This is a genomic window from uncultured Caballeronia sp. (assembly GCF_964243625.1).
In the GTDB taxonomy this organism is placed as follows: domain Bacteria; phylum Pseudomonadota; class Gammaproteobacteria; order Burkholderiales; family Burkholderiaceae; genus Caballeronia.
This window is the reverse complement of record NZ_CAXTGZ010000064.1, coordinates 1-17,537: the sequence shown is the minus strand read 5'-3', so window position 1 is coordinate 17,537 and position 17,537 is coordinate 1. Positions and strand designations below refer to the sequence as shown.

Below are 17,537 nucleotides of genomic sequence, written 5' to 3'. Positions count from 1 at the left end.
GCTGCGTTCATGCGCCGCGCAGCTAGCCGGCCGCACATTGCTTCGAGTTCTGCCATCACCTCGAACATCTCGATCAGTCGATGCAAGCTGATCTTCGCCACGACCGCGCCGTGCCGCGGCCGCATCTCGACCATCCCCGCCGACGCGAGCTGCAGCAGCGCTTCCCGCACGGGAGTCCGCGACACCTGGAAACGAGCCGTCAGTTCAGCTTCATCGAGCGGTGCTCCGGGTGGCAGCGCGCCCGTCGCAATGTCTTCCTCAATCGATTCCCTTAGCTGGTCCGCGCGAGTGAGCTTGTTCGTCATGATCGACCTTTACGGTTGCATGTTGGGCAGACGGTACGCGTAAACGATAGTTGAGAATGCAGGGGTGTGGCTTATAAATACACAGACGCTCCGTAAATATTTTAAAACGTCACCTACAGCTTACAAAGCTTTTTCATCGTATTCAATGGACTTCCTACCGTCGTCCATTCGGTTCATCACGGCCCGCGCTTGCCCGGGTTCTGCATTCTCCGGTTTTCGTGCGCGCGGCATTCTCGTGAGCAATCCGTTGCACCGTCTTTTCCAATAATGCTGGCCATGTCGGAGACACTGATCATGATAGTCAAGTCAGTAGGTGTACTACTGGGTGTGAGTGCGGGCGTCTTGTTGATCAGTGGATGTGGACACAGCGACAATGGTTCAAGCAACACCGACAAGGGCGCCGGCTTCATCAACAGTTTCCAGATCATCTCCACTGCGCCGGCGTTCGGAGGCGCCACGCCTGCCGGTGCGGCGGGACCTTACCAGGTCATCACTGCCGTCGTGCACGGCGAGCTTGATCCGAACAACCCGCTCAACGCGGGCATAGTCAACATCAAGAACGCCCCGGTCGGTGCCGACGGCTACGTGGCCTATGAAACCGATGTGGTGCTCCTGCGCCCGCAAAGTGCGTCGACGGCAAAGCGCGTGCTGTTCTACGACGTCGTCAACCGCGGCAGCAAGATTGGCGACGCGTCGTTCATAGGCGGCGGAGCTCTGGATACGGGCGCTGCGCCCACGTCCAGCTTTCCATCGCTGCTGCGCAACGGCTACACGATCTTGTGGAGCGGATGGCAAGGCGACGTCCCGCTGACAGGCAACAGTTCGCTTGCGGGCGCTGGCCTGCTCGGTACGAGCTTTCCTGTCGCGACCAACAAGGACGGCACGCCGATGACCGCCTTGAGCCGCGAAGAGTTCATTCCGGACTATGCCGGCGGTCCTGCCACGACCATCCCGCTGACTTACGCTCCCGCCGATCTCAACGACAAGACGTCAGTCACCTTCACCGCGCGCCAGTCGTGGCTGACGGCTTACGGCAGTATTCCGGGCGGTGTGGAGACCTACACGGCGCCCTCGGTCTCGGTGCCGACCTGGAGCTATGCCAGCACCCCGAACAATGTTTATGAAGGGAACTACTCGGTGACGTTCACACCGCCGGCCAGCGTTCCCGGACCCAACGGGACGAGTGTTCCGCCGGACGCCGGCACGATCTACAGCTTCGTTTACAAGGCGGCGGCACCCACGGTGGACGGTATCGGTTTTGCGGCGCTGCGCGACCTTGTCTCGTTCCTCCGATACAACTCGACCGACGCCCAAGGCATGGCCAATCCGCTCAACGACCTGAAGACGGCCCCGTGCGCTACCGCTTCGTGCTCGCAAAGTACCAATTTCGATGTCGCTATCGGCGAAGGCATTTCGCAGTCCGGGCGCTTCATGAAGGACTTCCTGTACCAGGGATTCAACGTCGACAAGAATGGCAAGATTGTCTTCGACGGCATGTTCCCGATCATTTCTGCTGCCCGGCGCACCTGGACCAACGCTGCATTTGCGCAGCCCGGCCGCTGGTCCAAGCAGCACGAAGATCACTTCATGCCGGGCTTCCAGTTCCCGTTCACTTACGCCACGCTCACGGATCCTGTCAGCGGCATGACGGATGGCCTGCTCAAGCAATGCACGCAGACCAATACATGCCCGAAGATCATGCAACTCGATGGCGCGTTCGAATGGTGGGGCGGCGCCGCTTCGCTCGTGGTCACCGACGGGCGCGGCAACGACATCCAGTTGCCTCCCAACGTTCGTTATTGCCTTGTCCCAGGCACGCAGCACGGCGGTGGTAACGGCGTGACGACGGGCAACCTCGTCATTCCGGCCGCGGGCAGCCAGTGCCAGTTGCCCGGCTCGCCGGTCGAGGAAACGCCGGTCGAACGGGCGCTGATTCCCGCTCTCGTGAACTGGGTCGCCAACGGCACGGAGCCGCCTGCGTCGCAGTATCCGACGGTGGCATCGGGCACCCTCGTTGCGCCGACGCAAACCGCGACCGGCTTCCCGAGTCTCACCAACGTGAGCGTACCGAGCGGGACGGCGGCTACGCCGGTTGCATTGCAACTGACGTTCAACGGTGAATATAACCAGCTCTTCGTGACCGACTACAGTAACGCCGTGCCGGTGGTCAACACCGCGCAGCAATACACCATCCTCGTACCGAAGGTCGATGCCAACGGCAACGAGACAACGGGCGTCCTGGTGCCCGACGTCAGCGTTCCGCTTGCGACTTATACCGGATGGAATTATCGGGGAGCGGGGCATGCCATAGGCGACGGCTGCATCTCGAACGGCGCGGCAATTCCGTTGGCCGTGAACGCTGCAGCGCAAGCGGGCGGCATGGATTCGCGCGCTACCTTGGCAACGCTTTACGGCGCCAGCCGGTCGAAGTATCAGGCGGCCGTGGCGGCAGCAGCCAATGCGCTCGTGAGCAAGGGATACTTGTTGCAGGCGGACGCCGACAATGTCTTTGTCGCAAACGCCGCGAGCGTTTCACCCACGTTGTTGCCGCAGCCGTGAAGTCTATAAAATGCGCGGCGGCCGGATGGCTCGCATTGGCGATAGTGACGCTCACCGCCTGCGGCGGAGGCGGCTCGGACAATGCACCATCGACCGCACCGGGCCCGGTCTCACCGGTTGCGACCGCGTATCAAAACAGCCTGACGCTTGGCAGCGTCGCGCCGCAGTCGTTGTCGTTCATTGCGGCGACTACGACTGCGAACGCGATGATCGTGAGTCCTGTCGCGGCACCGCTGCTTGCGGCAGGCAATTCCCCGCTCGTATCCAGCCACTTTCAAAGCGGCGTGACCGGCGCAGGGATTGCGTGCGTCTCGGCGCCAACGAATAGCATCGGCACCGTGACAGGCGTCAATGCCGGTGTGAACATCAAGAGCGTCGCGGTGCTTCTCGATGGCACCTGGACGGTATCGACGACGCCCGCCGCGACCTGGACCGCGCTGGTATCTAACGCCGCGACGTTCGATGGCTGGGAAAATTGCGGTGCAAAGGCGGAAGGCAGTCCGTCGCCGTCGTCCACGCTGATCGTTGCTGCGGACGGGAGCTTTACCGACAACGTCTTCAACGGTAATCCGTCCACCACCGTGAGCATCGTCGATCAAGGGTTCACGGCCTCGCAAGCTGCATTGATGCTTTCGGACGCCGGTTATCTCGATGCAAGCCAAGCCGGCAATCCACAGGCGATTCATCTGAAGATTTACCAGAATGCAACGAGGCAAACGCTTCTTGTCGAGCAAGGTATTCCCTCTAGTGGTGCGACGAACGACAATCCCGGCTACGTCGCAATCTACTTCCAGCGTTGACCGATTCAAAACCATGCTCAGTCTCATATACCGCGGATTCGTTTTGAAGAAGTGCTGACCAGGCGTCGTTAAGCGATCACGTTCGTCGAATCCGTCGGCGGAAATTCGCGCAAGGATGCCTAAATGAATCGGTTTGACCGGCTGTCTGTATTAAGCAAGCTGCTGCTGTCGTTTGCGTTTTTGATCATGTTCGGCGCGTGCCTGGGAGGCACTGGGATCGTGGCGCTTGCCAAGATGCATGGCATTGCCTCCGAAATCGGCGCTCAGCATCTCGACGGTATCTATTACCTCGGCGAGGCCACGCGCAACAAGTTGAACACCGACCTTGCGGCCGCCAACCTGAGTTTCGCGGACAACGCCGGCCGTGAAAAACTGAAAGCGGGAATTCGCGAGTCGCTCGCGAACATGCACCGCGCGCTCGATCAGGCACGCGCCACGATCACCACGCACGACGGTCAAGCGCTCTACGAGCAAATCGCCGCGCGTGCCGCCGATTGGGAATCCATCGTAGAAATGGAAGTCGGCGCGCGGCCCATGCCGGCCGGCATGGATCACGCAGAGCTTGTGCGCCAGGCGATCGACGCAAGCGAACGGCTACGCGACTCGATGATGAATCTCGGCGACCAGAAACGCGCACTGGCTGTAAACGCGCAACGTCGTTCCGCCGATGAATTCGAATCGATGCGCTGGATCATGATCGCGCTTGTCTTCGGTTCTATCGCGACAGGCGGCGTCCTGGCGGTCGTGATCGCACGGCGTCTTGCAGCGCAGCTCGGCGGCGAGCCGGGCTACGCAGTCGAAGTTGCAAACCGCATTGCGGCGGGCCATCTCGCCGGCAGCGTGTCGATTCGCCCGGGCGACAACGACAGCATGCTTCATAGCCTCGCAAACATGAGCGGCAAGCTGGCGGACATAGTTGGCGGGATTCGGACATCGAGCGAATCGATCTTGCTTGCCTCGCGTGAGATCGCGCAGGGCAATACCGACCTCTCTCAACGCACGGAAGAGCAGGCAGCGTCGCTGCAGGAAACGGCGTCGAGCATGGAAGAGCTGACGTCGACCGTGCGTCAGAATGCCGAAAACGCGCAGCAGGCAAGCGGGCTTGCGCGCACTGCATCGGAAGTATCGGCGAAGGGGGGCGAACTGGTCGATGGTGTAGTCGAAACCATGCGCGATCTTGCCGCGGGTTCGAAGCGGATGATGGACATCATCGCTGTGATCGAAGGCATTGCATTCCAGACGAATATTCTTGCACTGAATGCGGCCGTGGAAGCGGCGCGTGCCGGCGAGGAAGGGCGGGGTTTCGCCGTGGTGGCCGGCGAAGTTCGTTCACTGGCGCAGCGCAGCGCGTTGTCGGCGAAAGAGATCAAGGAGCTGATCGACAGTTCGACGGCGCGTGTCAACAGCGGCGCGCAGATTGCCGAGCGTGCCGGCGAGACGATGGCTGAAGTCATGCATTCCGTTCAGCGCGTGACGAGCATGATGAGCGAGATCTCGGCTGCGTCGAACGAGCAGAGCACGGGTATCGAGCAGGTCAACCTCGCGGTCGCGCAAATGGACAGAGTCACGCAACAAAACGCGGCGCTCGTTGAACAAGCTGCTGCGGCGGCCAGTGCGATGGCGGATCAGGCCGCGCATCTGAAATCGACGGTCGCCGTATTCACGCTCGATGAGAGCCGAGTGAGCTGAGTGCGTTTTGCGAGCGTCCGGCTCTTTTAACGGGCGTGACCACTACCACTTCAGGACACAGCGCCCGATCCATATTTCCCGACCAGCAGCGCGCCGCTTGCAAATCGTTCGAGTGCGTACGGCGCGAGAGACACATCGGTGGGAAGTCCGAGCGCATGTTGCGCTAGGATCTTGCCGATACCCGGAGATAACTTGAACCCGTGGCCGGAAAACCCGAAACCGGCCACCAGTCCTTCTATATCGCCAATGGGTCCGAGCACCGGGTTCCAGTCAGGCGTGACGTCGTACACGCCGGTCCATGATGACGCGAGTCCGGCGGTCTCGTAGGCCGGAAAGCGTTCGGCGACCTGCTCGCCCACTTCGCCCACGTAATCGAGCGAGACATCGCCCTGCTCGGTTTCGGGCGAGTTCAATGTTTCCCCGACCACGCCTTCGGACACCAGCATCTGCTTGCCGCCATAACTGCGGTAATACAGCATGCCGGGCGAGCCGAGATCCTTGAAGGCAGGCATCGTGAACGTATAGGGCGCTTCGTTGCATTCAAGCGCGAGCACCGTGTGACGCTCGGGTTTGACCGGCAGCGTCACGCCGGTCCATCGTTCCAGTTCCGGGGTCCAGATGTTCTGCGTGCTGATCAGCGTGCCGCAACCGAAATCGCCCGCAGTGGTCTTCACGCCCACGACGCGGCGGCCTTCATGCTCGTCAAGCAGCAAACCGGTGACGTTCACGCCTTCCGCGACTGTCACGCCACGCCGCCGCGCCGAGCGCGCAAAGGCGGTCGCGACCAGATATGCATCGGCGAAACCCGCTTCCGGCTCGTAGCCGATCAGCGCGGCGTCATCGAATTGCGCAATCGGCATCAGTTCGCGCGCTTCCTCTTGCGACGGCATGCGCACTTCGATACCCATTTCGCGCTGCGCCTCGAGCGACGACCGCAGCGCATCGAGCTTGTCTCCCTCAGGCGAGACGATCATATAGCCGCTCTTGACGAGTCCGCACGACGCTTCTTCGTCGCCCACATACTCCGCGAAATTATTGAACGCCCACCACGACGAACGCGCGAGTTCCACGTTCTGCCGCACGGAGTAGTGCGTGCGCAGCAGCCCGGACGATTGGGAAGTCGTGCCTTCGCCGATCAGTCCGCGATCGATGACCAGCACGCTCTTCGCTCCAAGCGCCGCGAGATGATGCGCAACCGAGCTGCCGATAACACCGGCGCCGATCACGATGAAGTCATAGTGTTTCATGGTCAACCATGGAATGTGGAGTGTGGGATGTGGAATACGCACGATGTTACGAAGCAAATCCCCGGCGCATTTTTGTATAAGTTAAATTGATGCTAACGGGTGGTGTTTCTGATGTCAGTCGAAGTCGGCAACGCGCCCGGCACGCTGCAATCCTTGCATTGAGGCAAAACCATCATGCCGATCCGACGAAGTCAGTTGCCAATCGACCTGCGCGCGCTGCAGGCGTTCGTCGCCGTCTGCAACCTCGGGTCCATGACATTGGCGGCAAGGCAGCTCGGCGTGAGCCAGAGTGCGGTCAGCCAGGCCGTGGCGGCGCTCGAGCGGGAGCATGGCGCGAGTCTCTTCGACCGTGACAGCCGTCCGCCGCGCCCGAACATGGCCGGCCGCACGCTGCTCGAACTCGCCGGGCCGCTGCTCGAGCATGCACAGCGTGTCGCCGCCACGTTCGGCGATGCCGCCGATGGCGGCCAGTTGCCGGTCCGGCTCGGCTGTGTCGATTCGTTTGCAGCCACCGTGGGCGCCGAACTGATTCGTGGGTTGTCGGGCTCCGCACGGCAGATCGCATTGTGGTCCGGGCTGACGCCAGGGCTCACGCGCCAACTCCATGAGCGTGAAATCGACCTCTCGGTGTGCACGGAGACGGTCGTGACGGACGCGCGCATCGTGGAAAAGCCGCTGTTCTCGGAGGCCTTCGTGGCGGTGGTGGCGCGTCGTCACTTGGAAGATCAGCCAGACCTGGACTGGCGTACGCTTGCCGGCGAGTTGCCGTTGATCCGGTACACCGCGCATTCTGTCATCGGCCAGCAAGTGGAGCGCTTCGCACGGCACCTGGGTATCGAAAGTCCGCGCCGGTATGAATTCGATGCCACCGATCCATTGCTGAGCCTCGTCGCCGCGCGGCTGGGCTTTGCCATCTCCACGCCGTTGTGCCTCTGGCAGGCGCGCCATTATCTGCCGGAGGTTGCCGTGCTGCCGCTGCCACCAGGCGAACTCGGGCGGCGCGGATTCTTCTTGCTGCATCGCGAAGGTGAATGGGACGAGTTCGCCCGCGAGTTGATCGCGCTCACCCGGCGGGTGCTCGATCACAACATCCGGCCCGCGCTCTCCAAAGCGCTGCCGCGTCTTCCGGACGATGCAATCCGCCAGGCGAATCCATGACGGAAAACCCTTACCCGTCGCGCCGGTGACAGTTGTTGTCGAAAACGTGGCGCTGCCCGGGTTTTTGAGTCGCTACAGTGCATCGGTAGCCACGAATCCGACCCATCTTCATCGTCGATGAAAACACCGGAGGCCGTTTGGAAACGCTCGTTTTTATCTGGAACAACGGCCCGTCGATTCTTCGCATGCTCGTCGAGCATCTTGAACTGGTGGCGGTCGGCGTGGGCTGCGCCATCCTCACGGGCGTGCCGCTCGGCGTCGCGATCAGCGCGCATGAACGCAGCGCCAAGGTGGTCTTGTATGTCGCCGCAATCCTGATGACGATTCCATCGGTGGCGCTGTTCGGCCTGCTGATCCCGGTGTTGTCGATGATCGGGCAAGGCATTGGTTTCCTGCCCGCTGTGATCGCACTTTTCCTGTATTCGCAATTGCCGATCGTGCGCAACACCTACGCCGCGATCCGCAACCTCGATCCGGCGTTGCGCGAAGCCGCGAACGGCATGGGCATGACCACGCGTCAGCGCCTCTTCAAAGTCGAAATGCCGATCGCGATGCCGATCATCATGGCGGGCATCCGCATGGCGGTCGTGATCAACATCGGGATTGCGGCGATCGCCACTTACATAGGCGCGGGCGGCCTCGGCCGGCTGATCAGCCGCGGCATTTCGCAATCGGATTCGCGCCAGTTGATCGCCGGGGCGTTGATTGTCGGCGGCCTTGCCATCGTGGCGGACTTCGGACTCGCGCTCGTGCAGCGCCGCCTCACGCCCGCCGGCCTGCGCACGGCCCGCCTGCCGCTTCTGTCAGCGCGCCTTGGCGGCCGCAACCGGCGCGCCAGCGCGTCCGGCCTCGAGCGCCCAACGATCGCGGAGAGCCGATGATCAACCTTCAACATCTCACGAAGCGCTTTGAATCACGTCAGGCGCAAGCAGTTGTCGACGATGTATCGATGGACATCGAAGAGGGCGAGTTATGCGTGCTGCTCGGGCCGTCCGGATGCGGCAAGACCACGACGCTCAAGATGATCAACCGGCTCGTGCAGCCGACTTCGGGCCGGATACTGATCGGCGGCGAGGATACGTCGAGCTTCGACGTGGTCGAGTTGCGCCGGCGCATTGGTTACGTGATCCAGCAAGTCGGGCTGTTTCCCAACATGACGGTGGAGCAGAACATCGGGCTCGTGCCGCAGATGCTCGGCTGGGACAAGCGCAAGATTCGCCGGCGCACGGAGGAGCTGCTTGAACTGGTGGCGCTCGATCCGGCGATGTACCTCGGCTGTTATCCGCGCGACCTGTCGGGTGGCCAGCAACAACGCGTCGGCGTGGCGCGAGCGCTTGCGGCCGACCCGCCGGTGATGTTGATGGACGAGCCGTTCGGCGCGATCGATCCGATCAACCGGACTTCGATTCAGGATGAATTCCGCAAGATCCAGAGGCGCTTGAAAAAGACCGTGGTGTTCGTGAGCCATGACATCGATGAAGCCATGAAGATGGCCGACAAGGTCGCCATCTTTCGCAATGGCAAGCTCGAACAGTTTGCCGGTCCCGATGAATTGCTGGCGCGTCCGGCGACGCCGTTCATCGCGGACTTCGTGGGCGCCGACCGTGCGTTGAAGCGCCTGCGCCTGCTGCGGGCAGGCGCCGCCCTGGTTGCGCTCGAAGCGATCGTGCGGCCGGGCGACTCAAAGGGTGCGGCGCGTGCCGCGCTCGCTTTGCATCCGCACGGAGAAGCAGTTTTCATCGATATCAACGGCAAACCCGCTGGTTATTTCACTGCATCGCGGCTGGACGCGGTGCCGGAACGGCTGGAAGCCTCCATGGCATTGTCCTTGCCCGCAACCGTTCGCGCCGACGACGACCTGCGCTCGGTCATGTCGATGATGCTTGCGCACGGCGTGTCGTGGTTTGCCGTGGTGGACGAGGCGGGGCGTTTCGCCGGTTACGTCACGCACGCGGGCATTGCCGAGATGGCGCGTGCATCCTGCGCCGGCGGCGCGGCGTTCGCCGGTGCGGTGGATGTGCCCGTGGCGCCTGAGCGCGGTCTCGATCCGGTGCCGCTAGTCAACAGCCGCGCCGAGGAGGGCGTCTGATCATGCGCTCACGCGGATTCACGCGGCGTCTCGGCACATGTACGGCGACCTTGCTGTTCGCCTCGCAAGCACACGCTGCAAACTGGTTCGTGCAGCTCGCGCCTTACAAGGACGACATGCTGTATCAGGCCGGTCAGCAAATGCTGATGGTTGCGATCGCGGGCGCACTGGCGATCGCGGTCGCGCTGCCGGCGGGGATCTGGCTGAGCCGTCCATCGCGCGGCCGCATGGCGCATGTGGTCATGCTCGCGCTCAACGCGGGGCAGGCCGTGCCTAAGCTCGCACTGCTTGCGCTTGCGATGAGCCTGATGGGCATTGGCGCGAAACCGGCGATCTTCGGCTTGTGGGTCGCGACCTTGCTGCCCATCGCAATGAATACCTACGAGGGCATCCGCGCAGTGCCTCCCACACTGATCGATGCCGCCACCGGCATTGGCATGACGCCGCGCCAGATCCTGTGGCGCGTCGAGATGCCCAACGCCATGTTCGTTATCTTTGCCGGCCTGCGCACCGCGCTCGCCATTACGGTCGGCACGGCGCCGCTTGCTTTTCTCGTCGGCGGTGGCGGGTTGGGCGAGCTGATCTTCACGGGCATCGACCTCAACGATTTCGCGATGCTGCTCGCCGGCGCCGTGCCGACCGCGCTGCTCGCGATCCTGACAGACATGCTCGTGGCCCAGATGCAATACCGGCTCGTGCCGCGCGGCGTGAATCCGCAACGCTGAACGTTATCTTCCTCTTCACCTCACTGGATCTTCCATGCATATCCGGCTACTTTCCCGTGCCCTCGCGCTGTTACCCGCTCTTTGTGTTGCGGCAGGCCTGCTTGCGGTTCAACCTGCACGCGCCGCTGATGCAGCGACCGTGACCGTCGGCGGAAAGAACTTCACCGAGCAAGTGCTGCTCGCGCAGATCACCACGGCGTTGCTGCAGGCGAAGGGTTTCAACGTCGTGAAGAAAGACGGGATGGGCAGCACGGTGTTGCGTCAGGCGCAGGAGAACGGGCAGATCGACGTGTACTGGGAATACACCGGAACCTCGCTGATCACCTACAACAAGGTGACCGAACACCTCACGCCTGCAGAAACGTACACACGCGTGAAGCAACTCGATGCCGCCAAGGGAATCGTGTGGCTCGATGCTTCGAAAGCGAATGATACGTATGGCCTCGCAATGAATCGCGACGAAGCCGCGAAGCTCGGCATTACCACCATAAGCGATCTTGCGAAGGCGCTGAGTGCGGGCAAGGACCTGACCTTCGCGTGCAACTCGGAATTCTATGCGCGCCCTGATGGCTTGAAGCCGCTGCAACAGGCGTATGGTTTTTCGTTTTCGCCGGCGCAGATCAAGCGGATGGATTCAGGCCTCACTTACCAGGCGCTGAAAGACAAGCAGGTCCAGGTAGCCCTGGTGTTCACAACTGACGGCCGCGTGCCCGCCTTCAACTTCGTCACGTTGCGCGACGACAAGGGTTTCTTTCCAGCCTATGCGCTGACGCCCGTCATCCGGAAGGCCACGCTCGATGCCAACCCGAAGCTCGGCCCGATCCTCAATTCGATATCGGCGAAACTCGACGACAAGACCATGGCGCGCCTCAATGCGGAAGTGGATGTATCGAAGAAGTCTGTCGATGATGTCGCAAGCGAGTTTCTCAAATCGTCCGGGCTGATGTAAGAGGACGCGACCGATCATGAACGATGGCTTGACCGTCGCGGCCGCACAGGTCGAGACCATTCCCGGCGATATTGCCGGCAACGTCGAGCGGCATCTGCTGCTGATGGCCGAGGCTCGCGCAGCGAACGTGAACGTGCTGGTGTTTCCCGAACTCTCGCTGGTCGGTCACGGCGCGGGTGCCGATGCTCTGCGCCTCGCAATGCCCGCCGATCACGCGGTACTTTGCCGGCTTGCCGAAGCATCCGGCCCGATGCATACGGTGGTGGGTTTTATCGAGGAAGCGCCGGGTGCGCAGTTCTATAACAGCGTGGCGACGCTTGCACATGGCCGCGTGGTGCATGTGCATCGGAAGATCGGGCTTGCGACCTACGGCAAGCTCGACGACGGCAAGTTCTACGCGCCCGGCAGCACATTGAGCTCGTTTCCTCTCGGCGACCCTCGCTGGCAGGTCACAACGCCGATCTGCGCGGACTGGTGGAATCCTTCGCTGGTCCACGGCGCGGCATGCGCCGGCATGACGCTCGGTATCGCGCCGATCAGTTCTGCGCTGGAAGCGGTCGGCGATCAATTCGACAACCCACGCGGATGGGATACCGTGTTGCGCTTTTACGCACTCGTTTATGGGTTGCCGATCGTGATGGCGAATCGGGTGGGACGCGAGGGCGACCTGCATTTCTGGGGCGGCTCCCGCATTCTCGATCCCAACGGCAAGATCCTGGCAGAAAGCCGAGAACCGCGCGAGGAGCTGGTGATTGCATCGCTGGATTACGGCGATGTCAGGCGCGCACGTTTTGCCTTGCCGACCGTGCGGGACGCCAACGCCAGAAACCGGAGCTGATCGCATGACCCGACGCAAAACGTCGCTTTCGTGTTGACGTTGGTCGCGTCCCTGCGGACACGCGGGAAATCGTCAGGTGAAAATGGTGTCACTCAATCGCTCTACGACGGAGAACGAGATGGTGGATGCGGTGCAGCTACAGGCCCTGCTCGATGAACGGCGAGAAGGTTTCAGTCTCGCGCGGCCGTTCTACATCGATCCTGCGTTTCACGATCTCGACATCGACGCGGTCTTCTCCAACGAATGGCTTTATGCGTGCAACGTCGCGGAGATTCGCGCACCGGGCGATTACCTGACGATGGAGATCGGCGAGACATCTATTGTTGTCATGCGTGCGCAGGATGGCGAGGTCAAGGCATTCTTCAATACGTGCAGGCATCGTGGCTCGCGCATTTGCAGCGCTTCGCAAGGCCATGTTCACCGGCTGGTGTGCCCGTATCACCAATGGGTGTACGACCTCGATGGCGCGTTGCTCCACGCGCGGCAAATGCCCGCCGGTTTCGATCGTGAGGCCTACGGTCTCGCGCCGGTAAACGTCGAAGTGATCTGCGGCATGGTGTACGTGTGCATTGCTGATACACCGCCGGATATCACGCGGTTTCGCCGCTCCGTTGCGCCGTATATCGCACCGCATGCACCCGAGCGCACGAAAGTCGCGCACGTCGAGACACTGATCGAAGACGCGAACTGGAAGCTCGTCATCGAAAATAATCGCGAGTGTTATCACTGCAGCGGCAATCACCCTGAACTGCTTGCCACGCTCGTCGAATTTGCACTGCCCGACGATCCCGCCGGCTCCGCCTACTTCCGAGAACTGATGGAAGGTCAGGCGCGGCACTGGGACGCGCAAGACCTCGTGCATCTGCCGGCCGATGGCGGCAACGAATTTCGCTGCATCCGCCTGCCGTTTCATCGCGGGGCGGTGTCTTTCACGCCCGACGGTTCGCCAGCGTGCCTGAAGCTGCTCGGGAACCTGACCGACCCCGATCTCGGTTCGGTGCGGATGTTCAGGGTTCCGAACAACTGGAATCATTTTCTCGCCGATCACATCATCCATTTCCGAATCCTGCCGCTTTCCGCGAACCGGACGGCGCTGCGCACGACGTGGCTCGTGCACGAAGACGCGGTGGAAGGTGTCGATTACGACATTGAAAAGCTCACGTCCGTCTGGCGCGCGACCAACGCGCAAGATGCGCGGCTTGCGGCCAACAACCATCTGGGCGTCGCATCGAAGGCCTATGTCCCAGGGCCCTACGCGCCATCCGAATTCATGCTGCGCAATTTCACCAACTGGTACGCCGGCAAGCTGGCGGCGTATCTGGAGAAGACGGAACCCGGGCGCCGCACATTTACGTTGCATGCTCATGGTTGAGGATCCGACAATGCAGGGCATTGCACCGGCGTCATTCGTGGAAGGCCCGGCTGACCGGACGCTCGAATGCGTCGAGATTCGTATCGAAACGCGAACTGTGAAAACCATCGTGCTGCGTGATCTCGATGCAAGCGGCGCAATGCCGTTCATTCCCGGCCAATCGATGATGCTCACACTCGACATAGCCGGAGAACGGTTGCAGCGCACGTTCTCGATTGCATCGTCGCCATTGGGAAGCGGCATGCTCGAACTCACGATCAAGGCGCCGGACGATGGCCGCGCCACGCGCTGGCTGCATGACACATTGCGCCCGGGCATGACACTCGACGCGCGTTATCCGCTCGGGCAGTTCCGGCTTGAATTCGACGCACAACGTGTGAAGCCGCTTGCGCTGGTCTCGGCGGGCTCGGGCGCCTCGCCACTGATGTCGATGTTGCGCACGCTTGCGCTGCGTTGTCCGCATGCCGACGTGGCATGGTTTCACGCGGCGCGCGGTACGGAAGATATCCTCTTTGCGCGCGAACTCGCGATACTGCAGTCCAGCATGCCGAACCTGCAGGTCAGCGTCGCGCTGAGCGCTCCTGCGGCCGGCTGGTTCGGCCTGCGCGGGCGTGTTTCACGACGGCTCATTTCTGCAGTTGTGCCCGACTTCAATCTGCGCGAAGTGTATTGCTGCGGTCCGGCGAGCTTCATGGACGAGGTCAGGCGCATCCATGCCGCCGACGGCGCGCGCCATGCGGGCTTTCATGTCGAACATTTCGCGCCTGTTGATCCGTTCCCGTCCGAAGCGCCGGACGCAATGGACAACAGCGTCACACATCACATAAAACTCGGTGACAAGACCTTCCGGACGCATGCAAACGAAACGATCCTGATGGCGGCGTCGCGTCAGAACGTCGTGATTCCGTGCGGCTGCGCGAGTGGTATGTGCGGCACATGCAAGCTGCGCCGTGTATCGGGCGTGATCGAGATGCGGCATCAGGGCGGTTTATCGGGAGCGGAAGAAGCGCAGGGATTTGTGCTCGCGTGTTCCAGCCGCGCCATGTCGGATGTCACGCTGGAATTCTGATTGCAGTTGAACCGGGGAACCCTGTCATGCAACAACACGCGGGACGTTTTATCCATGAGCTTTGTTTCGATGACATGCCGCGCGAGGTAGTGGAACGCGCGCAAAGCCTCATGCTCGATTTGCTGGGCGTGGCAGCGGCAGGCAGCGGCACGAGCCTCGCCCGGATTGCATGCGACCACGCGTTCGATTTTTTCGGCGCGGGCCGTAATGCAGTACGCATGCTCTTCGACGGGCGTCTCGCCAGTCCTCTCGGTGCGGCGCTGGCGGGAGGCATGACCATCGACAGCTTCGACGGCCACGATGGCCACGTGCTGACCAAGGGTCACGTCGGCGTGGCCGTGCTGCCCGCATTGCTAGCGATGGCGGAACGCGATCCGTCGATGGACGGCCGTGAGGCGATCGTCAATGTCGTGCTCGGTTATGAAATCGGCACACGCGCGGGTATCGCGCTGCATGCATCGAGCAGCGAATATCACACGTCAGGCGCATGGAACGCACTGGCCGCAGCGGCGCTGTGCGCACGATCGCTGAAACTCGACCAGATCACGACGCGCCATGCGCTGGGGATCGCTGAATATCACGGTCCGCGCAGCGAAATGATGCGTTGCATAGACTTTCCGACCATGCTCAAAGACGGCTCCGGCTGGGGCAGCATGGCCGGAGTCAGCGCGGCGCTTTTTGCGCAGCGCGGTTTCACTGGCGCGCCAGCTTTGACAGTTGAAGCGCATGAACCGGCGTTGTGGGAAGACCTCGGCGAGCGCTGGATGATTCTGGAGCAGTACGTCAAACCTTACCCCGTCTGCCGATGGGCGCATCCGTCGATTGCCGCCGCGCTGCGATTGCGCGCCGGACATGACCTGTCGCCCGAGATGATCGAGAGCGTGACCATCGAAACCTTCCACGAAGCGACGCGGCTGTGTTCGACCTTTCCCGCGAATACCGAGGAAGCGCAATACGGTGTGCTGTTTCCGGTCGCGGCGGCGCTCGCAGATGGTCGTGTCGATGCCCGCACGATCCAGTCCGAAGGTCTTTCGGACGCGCGTCTTCGCGACCTCTTGCCCCGCCTGCGAACGGTCGAGCGCGCGGAGTTCAGCGCAGCATTTCCCGCCGAGCGCTGGGCTCGCGTGGTGGTCACGACACGTGATGGCGCGCGACTGGACTCGGGTCCGGTCACGGCCATGGGTGGTCCGGACAATCCGATGCCGCAGGACGCGCTGCTGTCCAAATTCCGATCGCTGACATCGGCGCGCTTCGGCGATCGGCTCGCGCAGCAAATCGAAGACGATGTCCTCTCGCTGCACGAATCCGCGAGCGCAATGCACTCGCTGAAGGAACGGGTGCTGACTGCGCCGTCCGCGCAATCGTCGCACGATGATGCGATGACGTCGGTTTTGTGACCGGGGACGGGCGGCGTGCCGCCCGATAATCATCGGACACCATTGCGAACATTGGAACAAAGGACGCTCGTGGGCCAGCACATTCAGTTCGATCCGGCATCGGTTGCGGGCAAAGCGCCGCCGATCCAGCATGAAACCGACCTGCTCATCATCGGGGCGGGGCCGGCGGGACTTGCCGCTGCCATGCAAGCGGCCGGCCGCGGCATGCGCGTGACGCTCGTCGATGAAAATCCCGTCCCGCTCGAGACCATGGGCGAAGAGGTGCCGCTGCATTTCGGCGGACGTATGGGCGCGGCGCTGAGCAACCGCAACGCGATGCTCGAAGCAATGCTGGAAGCCAGTCCCGAACTTGGCGAACTGCTGGAAGCGGGTGTCGATGTCCGTCTCGGCACGGCAGTCTGGGGACTCTTCCCGCAACGTCCAACTGCGGCGTGGATTGAAGGCCGTGTTGCTGGACTCGCCGATAGCGACAGCGCCTATCTCATGCGTTTCGGGCAGGTGATCGTGGCGGCGGGGCGTCGCGACATGGGCCTCGCCTTCGACGGCTGGCAGCGGCCCGGCGTGATGGGCGCGAGCGCGGCCTACCGGCTCAGTTCGACTTACGGGGCACTGGATGCGCGGGTCGCGGTGCTGCTCGGCAGCGACACGCATGCGCTTCAGATTGCCAACGCGCTGTCGGATGCAGGCGTGCGGATCGCGGCTATTGTTGAGCAGGCTACGTCTGTCCCTGGCGACGCTGCGTTGCTAGCGCGACTCGTCGAACGCGGTGCGCAATTGTTCACGCAGCATGTGACCCATGAGGCGCTGGGAGATGCTTATGGCGTGACATCGGTGACGCTTTGCACAATCGATGCAGACCACCGGCATCTGCCCGGTGCACAGCGGTTGGTTGAGTGCGACACGGTGCTGCTCGGCATCGCGGCCATTCCTGCAATCGAATTGCTGGAAGCAGCAGGTTGCAGGACCGCATTCAACGCGGATCGCGGCGGCAATGTTGCCGTGGTCGATGAGTCGCAACGTACATCGCTGCCCTTCATTTTGGCGGTGGGCGATTGCGCGGGCGTCTGGGATACGAAACATCTTTCCGCCGATACCGCCCGTCACGAGGGGCGCATCGCCGCCGTTGCCGCACTCCGCGCGTTGGGCGTTGATGAGTCTCCGGCGCAATTGGAAACTAGCGTAGTGCCCGACACATGCGTGAACGACCCTGCCCGATCCCGTGAAGCTTGGGTCCGCGCGTCGGTCATCGAAGCGAAAGGCGAACCCTTCGTCTGCCAATGCGAGGAGGTCACGGCCGTCGAAATCCTGACCGTTCGTCCGCCGCGCTATCTCGACTGGAG

At 62.2% G+C, this 17,537-nt stretch carries 15 protein-coding genes; 13 read left to right on the top strand and 2 right to left on the bottom strand.

Annotated elements, in window-relative coordinates; translation table 11 throughout:
• Positions 1-305, bottom strand: a 305-nt coding sequence (locus tag ACFFAR_RS06675; RefSeq protein ID WP_375507665.1) for a GntR family transcriptional regulator, incomplete at its 3' end; no start/stop codon positions are given.
• Positions 306-599: 294 nt separating this feature from the next.
• On the opposite strand from ACFFAR_RS06675, the gene ACFFAR_RS06670 reads away from it, so the two are divergent.
• The 3 genes from ACFFAR_RS06670 (at position 600) to ACFFAR_RS06660 (ending at position 5,353) form a co-directional block, all read left to right on the top strand.
• Complete coding sequence (locus ACFFAR_RS06670; protein WP_375507664.1) at positions 600-2,864, top strand: alpha/beta hydrolase domain-containing protein; 2,265 nt, start codon at positions 600-602, stop codon at positions 2,862-2,864.
• Entirely contained in the window at positions 2,861-3,664 is an 804-nt protein-coding gene (locus tag ACFFAR_RS06665; protein WP_174364895.1) for a hypothetical protein, read from the top strand. Before ACFFAR_RS06670 ends, ACFFAR_RS06665 begins: the two co-directional genes overlap by 4 nt.
• 123 nt (positions 3,665-3,787) lie before the next feature.
• A complete protein-coding gene (locus ACFFAR_RS06660; RefSeq protein ID WP_174364894.1) occupies positions 3,788-5,353 on the top strand; it encodes a methyl-accepting chemotaxis protein in 1,566 nt (521 codons plus the stop codon).
• Between the two features lie 50 nt (positions 5,354-5,403).
• On the opposite strand, the gene ACFFAR_RS06655 is transcribed toward ACFFAR_RS06660, so the two are convergent.
• On the bottom strand, positions 5,404-6,600 hold the full coding sequence (locus tag ACFFAR_RS06655; RefSeq protein WP_375507663.1) for an NAD(P)/FAD-dependent oxidoreductase: 1,197 nt from the start codon (positions 6,598-6,600) through the stop codon (positions 5,404-5,406).
• Positions 6,601-6,780: 180 nt separating this feature from the next.
• On the opposite strand from ACFFAR_RS06655, the gene ACFFAR_RS06650 reads away from it, so the two are divergent.
• The 10 genes from ACFFAR_RS06650 to ACFFAR_RS06605 form a co-directional block, all read left to right on the top strand.
• A complete protein-coding gene (locus ACFFAR_RS06650) occupies positions 6,781-7,758 on the top strand; it encodes a LysR substrate-binding domain-containing protein (RefSeq protein ID WP_174365418.1) in 978 nt (325 codons plus the stop codon).
• 137 nt (positions 7,759-7,895) lie between these two features.
• Positions 7,896-8,639, top strand: coding sequence for an ABC transporter permease (locus ACFFAR_RS06645; RefSeq protein WP_075360262.1), 744 nt, complete (start codon positions 7,896-7,898; stop codon positions 8,637-8,639).
• The gene (locus tag ACFFAR_RS06640) at positions 8,636-9,847 is read left to right on the top strand and encodes an ABC transporter ATP-binding protein (RefSeq protein WP_375507662.1); all 1,212 of its coding nucleotides are present in this window, start codon (positions 8,636-8,638) and stop codon (positions 9,845-9,847) included. The genes ACFFAR_RS06645 and ACFFAR_RS06640 overlap by 4 nt, the downstream gene beginning before the upstream one ends.
• A gap of 2 nt (positions 9,848-9,849) precedes the next feature.
• On the top strand, positions 9,850-10,572 hold the full coding sequence (locus tag ACFFAR_RS06635; protein WP_075360264.1) for an ABC transporter permease: 723 nt from the start codon (positions 9,850-9,852) through the stop codon (positions 10,570-10,572).
• A gap of 34 nt (positions 10,573-10,606) precedes the next feature.
• The gene (locus ACFFAR_RS06630) at positions 10,607-11,521 is read left to right on the top strand and encodes a glycine betaine ABC transporter substrate-binding protein (RefSeq protein WP_174363487.1); all 915 of its coding nucleotides are present in this window, start codon (positions 10,607-10,609) and stop codon (positions 11,519-11,521) included.
• A 16-nt stretch (positions 11,522-11,537) separates the two neighbouring features.
• Positions 11,538-12,359, top strand: a complete 822-nt coding sequence (locus ACFFAR_RS06625) for a nitrilase-related carbon-nitrogen hydrolase (RefSeq protein WP_174363488.1) — start codon at positions 11,538-11,540, stop codon at positions 12,357-12,359.
• An 82-nt stretch (positions 12,360-12,441) separates the two neighbouring features.
• Positions 12,442-13,731 carry an SRPBCC family protein gene (locus ACFFAR_RS06620; RefSeq protein ID WP_375507661.1) on the top strand — a complete coding sequence of 430 codons (1,290 nt, stop codon included), beginning with the start codon at positions 12,442-12,444 and terminating at the stop codon, positions 13,729-13,731.
• A 10-nt stretch (positions 13,732-13,741) separates the two neighbouring features.
• Positions 13,742-14,800, top strand: coding sequence for a 2Fe-2S iron-sulfur cluster-binding protein (locus tag ACFFAR_RS06615; RefSeq protein WP_174363489.1), 1,059 nt, complete (start codon positions 13,742-13,744; stop codon positions 14,798-14,800).
• 26 nt (positions 14,801-14,826) lie between these two features.
• Positions 14,827-16,197, top strand: coding sequence for an MmgE/PrpD family protein (locus ACFFAR_RS06610; RefSeq protein WP_174363490.1), 1,371 nt, complete (start codon positions 14,827-14,829; stop codon positions 16,195-16,197).
• Between the two features lie 69 nt (positions 16,198-16,266).
• A partial coding sequence (locus tag ACFFAR_RS06605) for an FAD-dependent oxidoreductase (RefSeq protein ID WP_174363491.1) occupies positions 16,267-17,537 on the top strand: 1,271 nt, incomplete at its 3' end.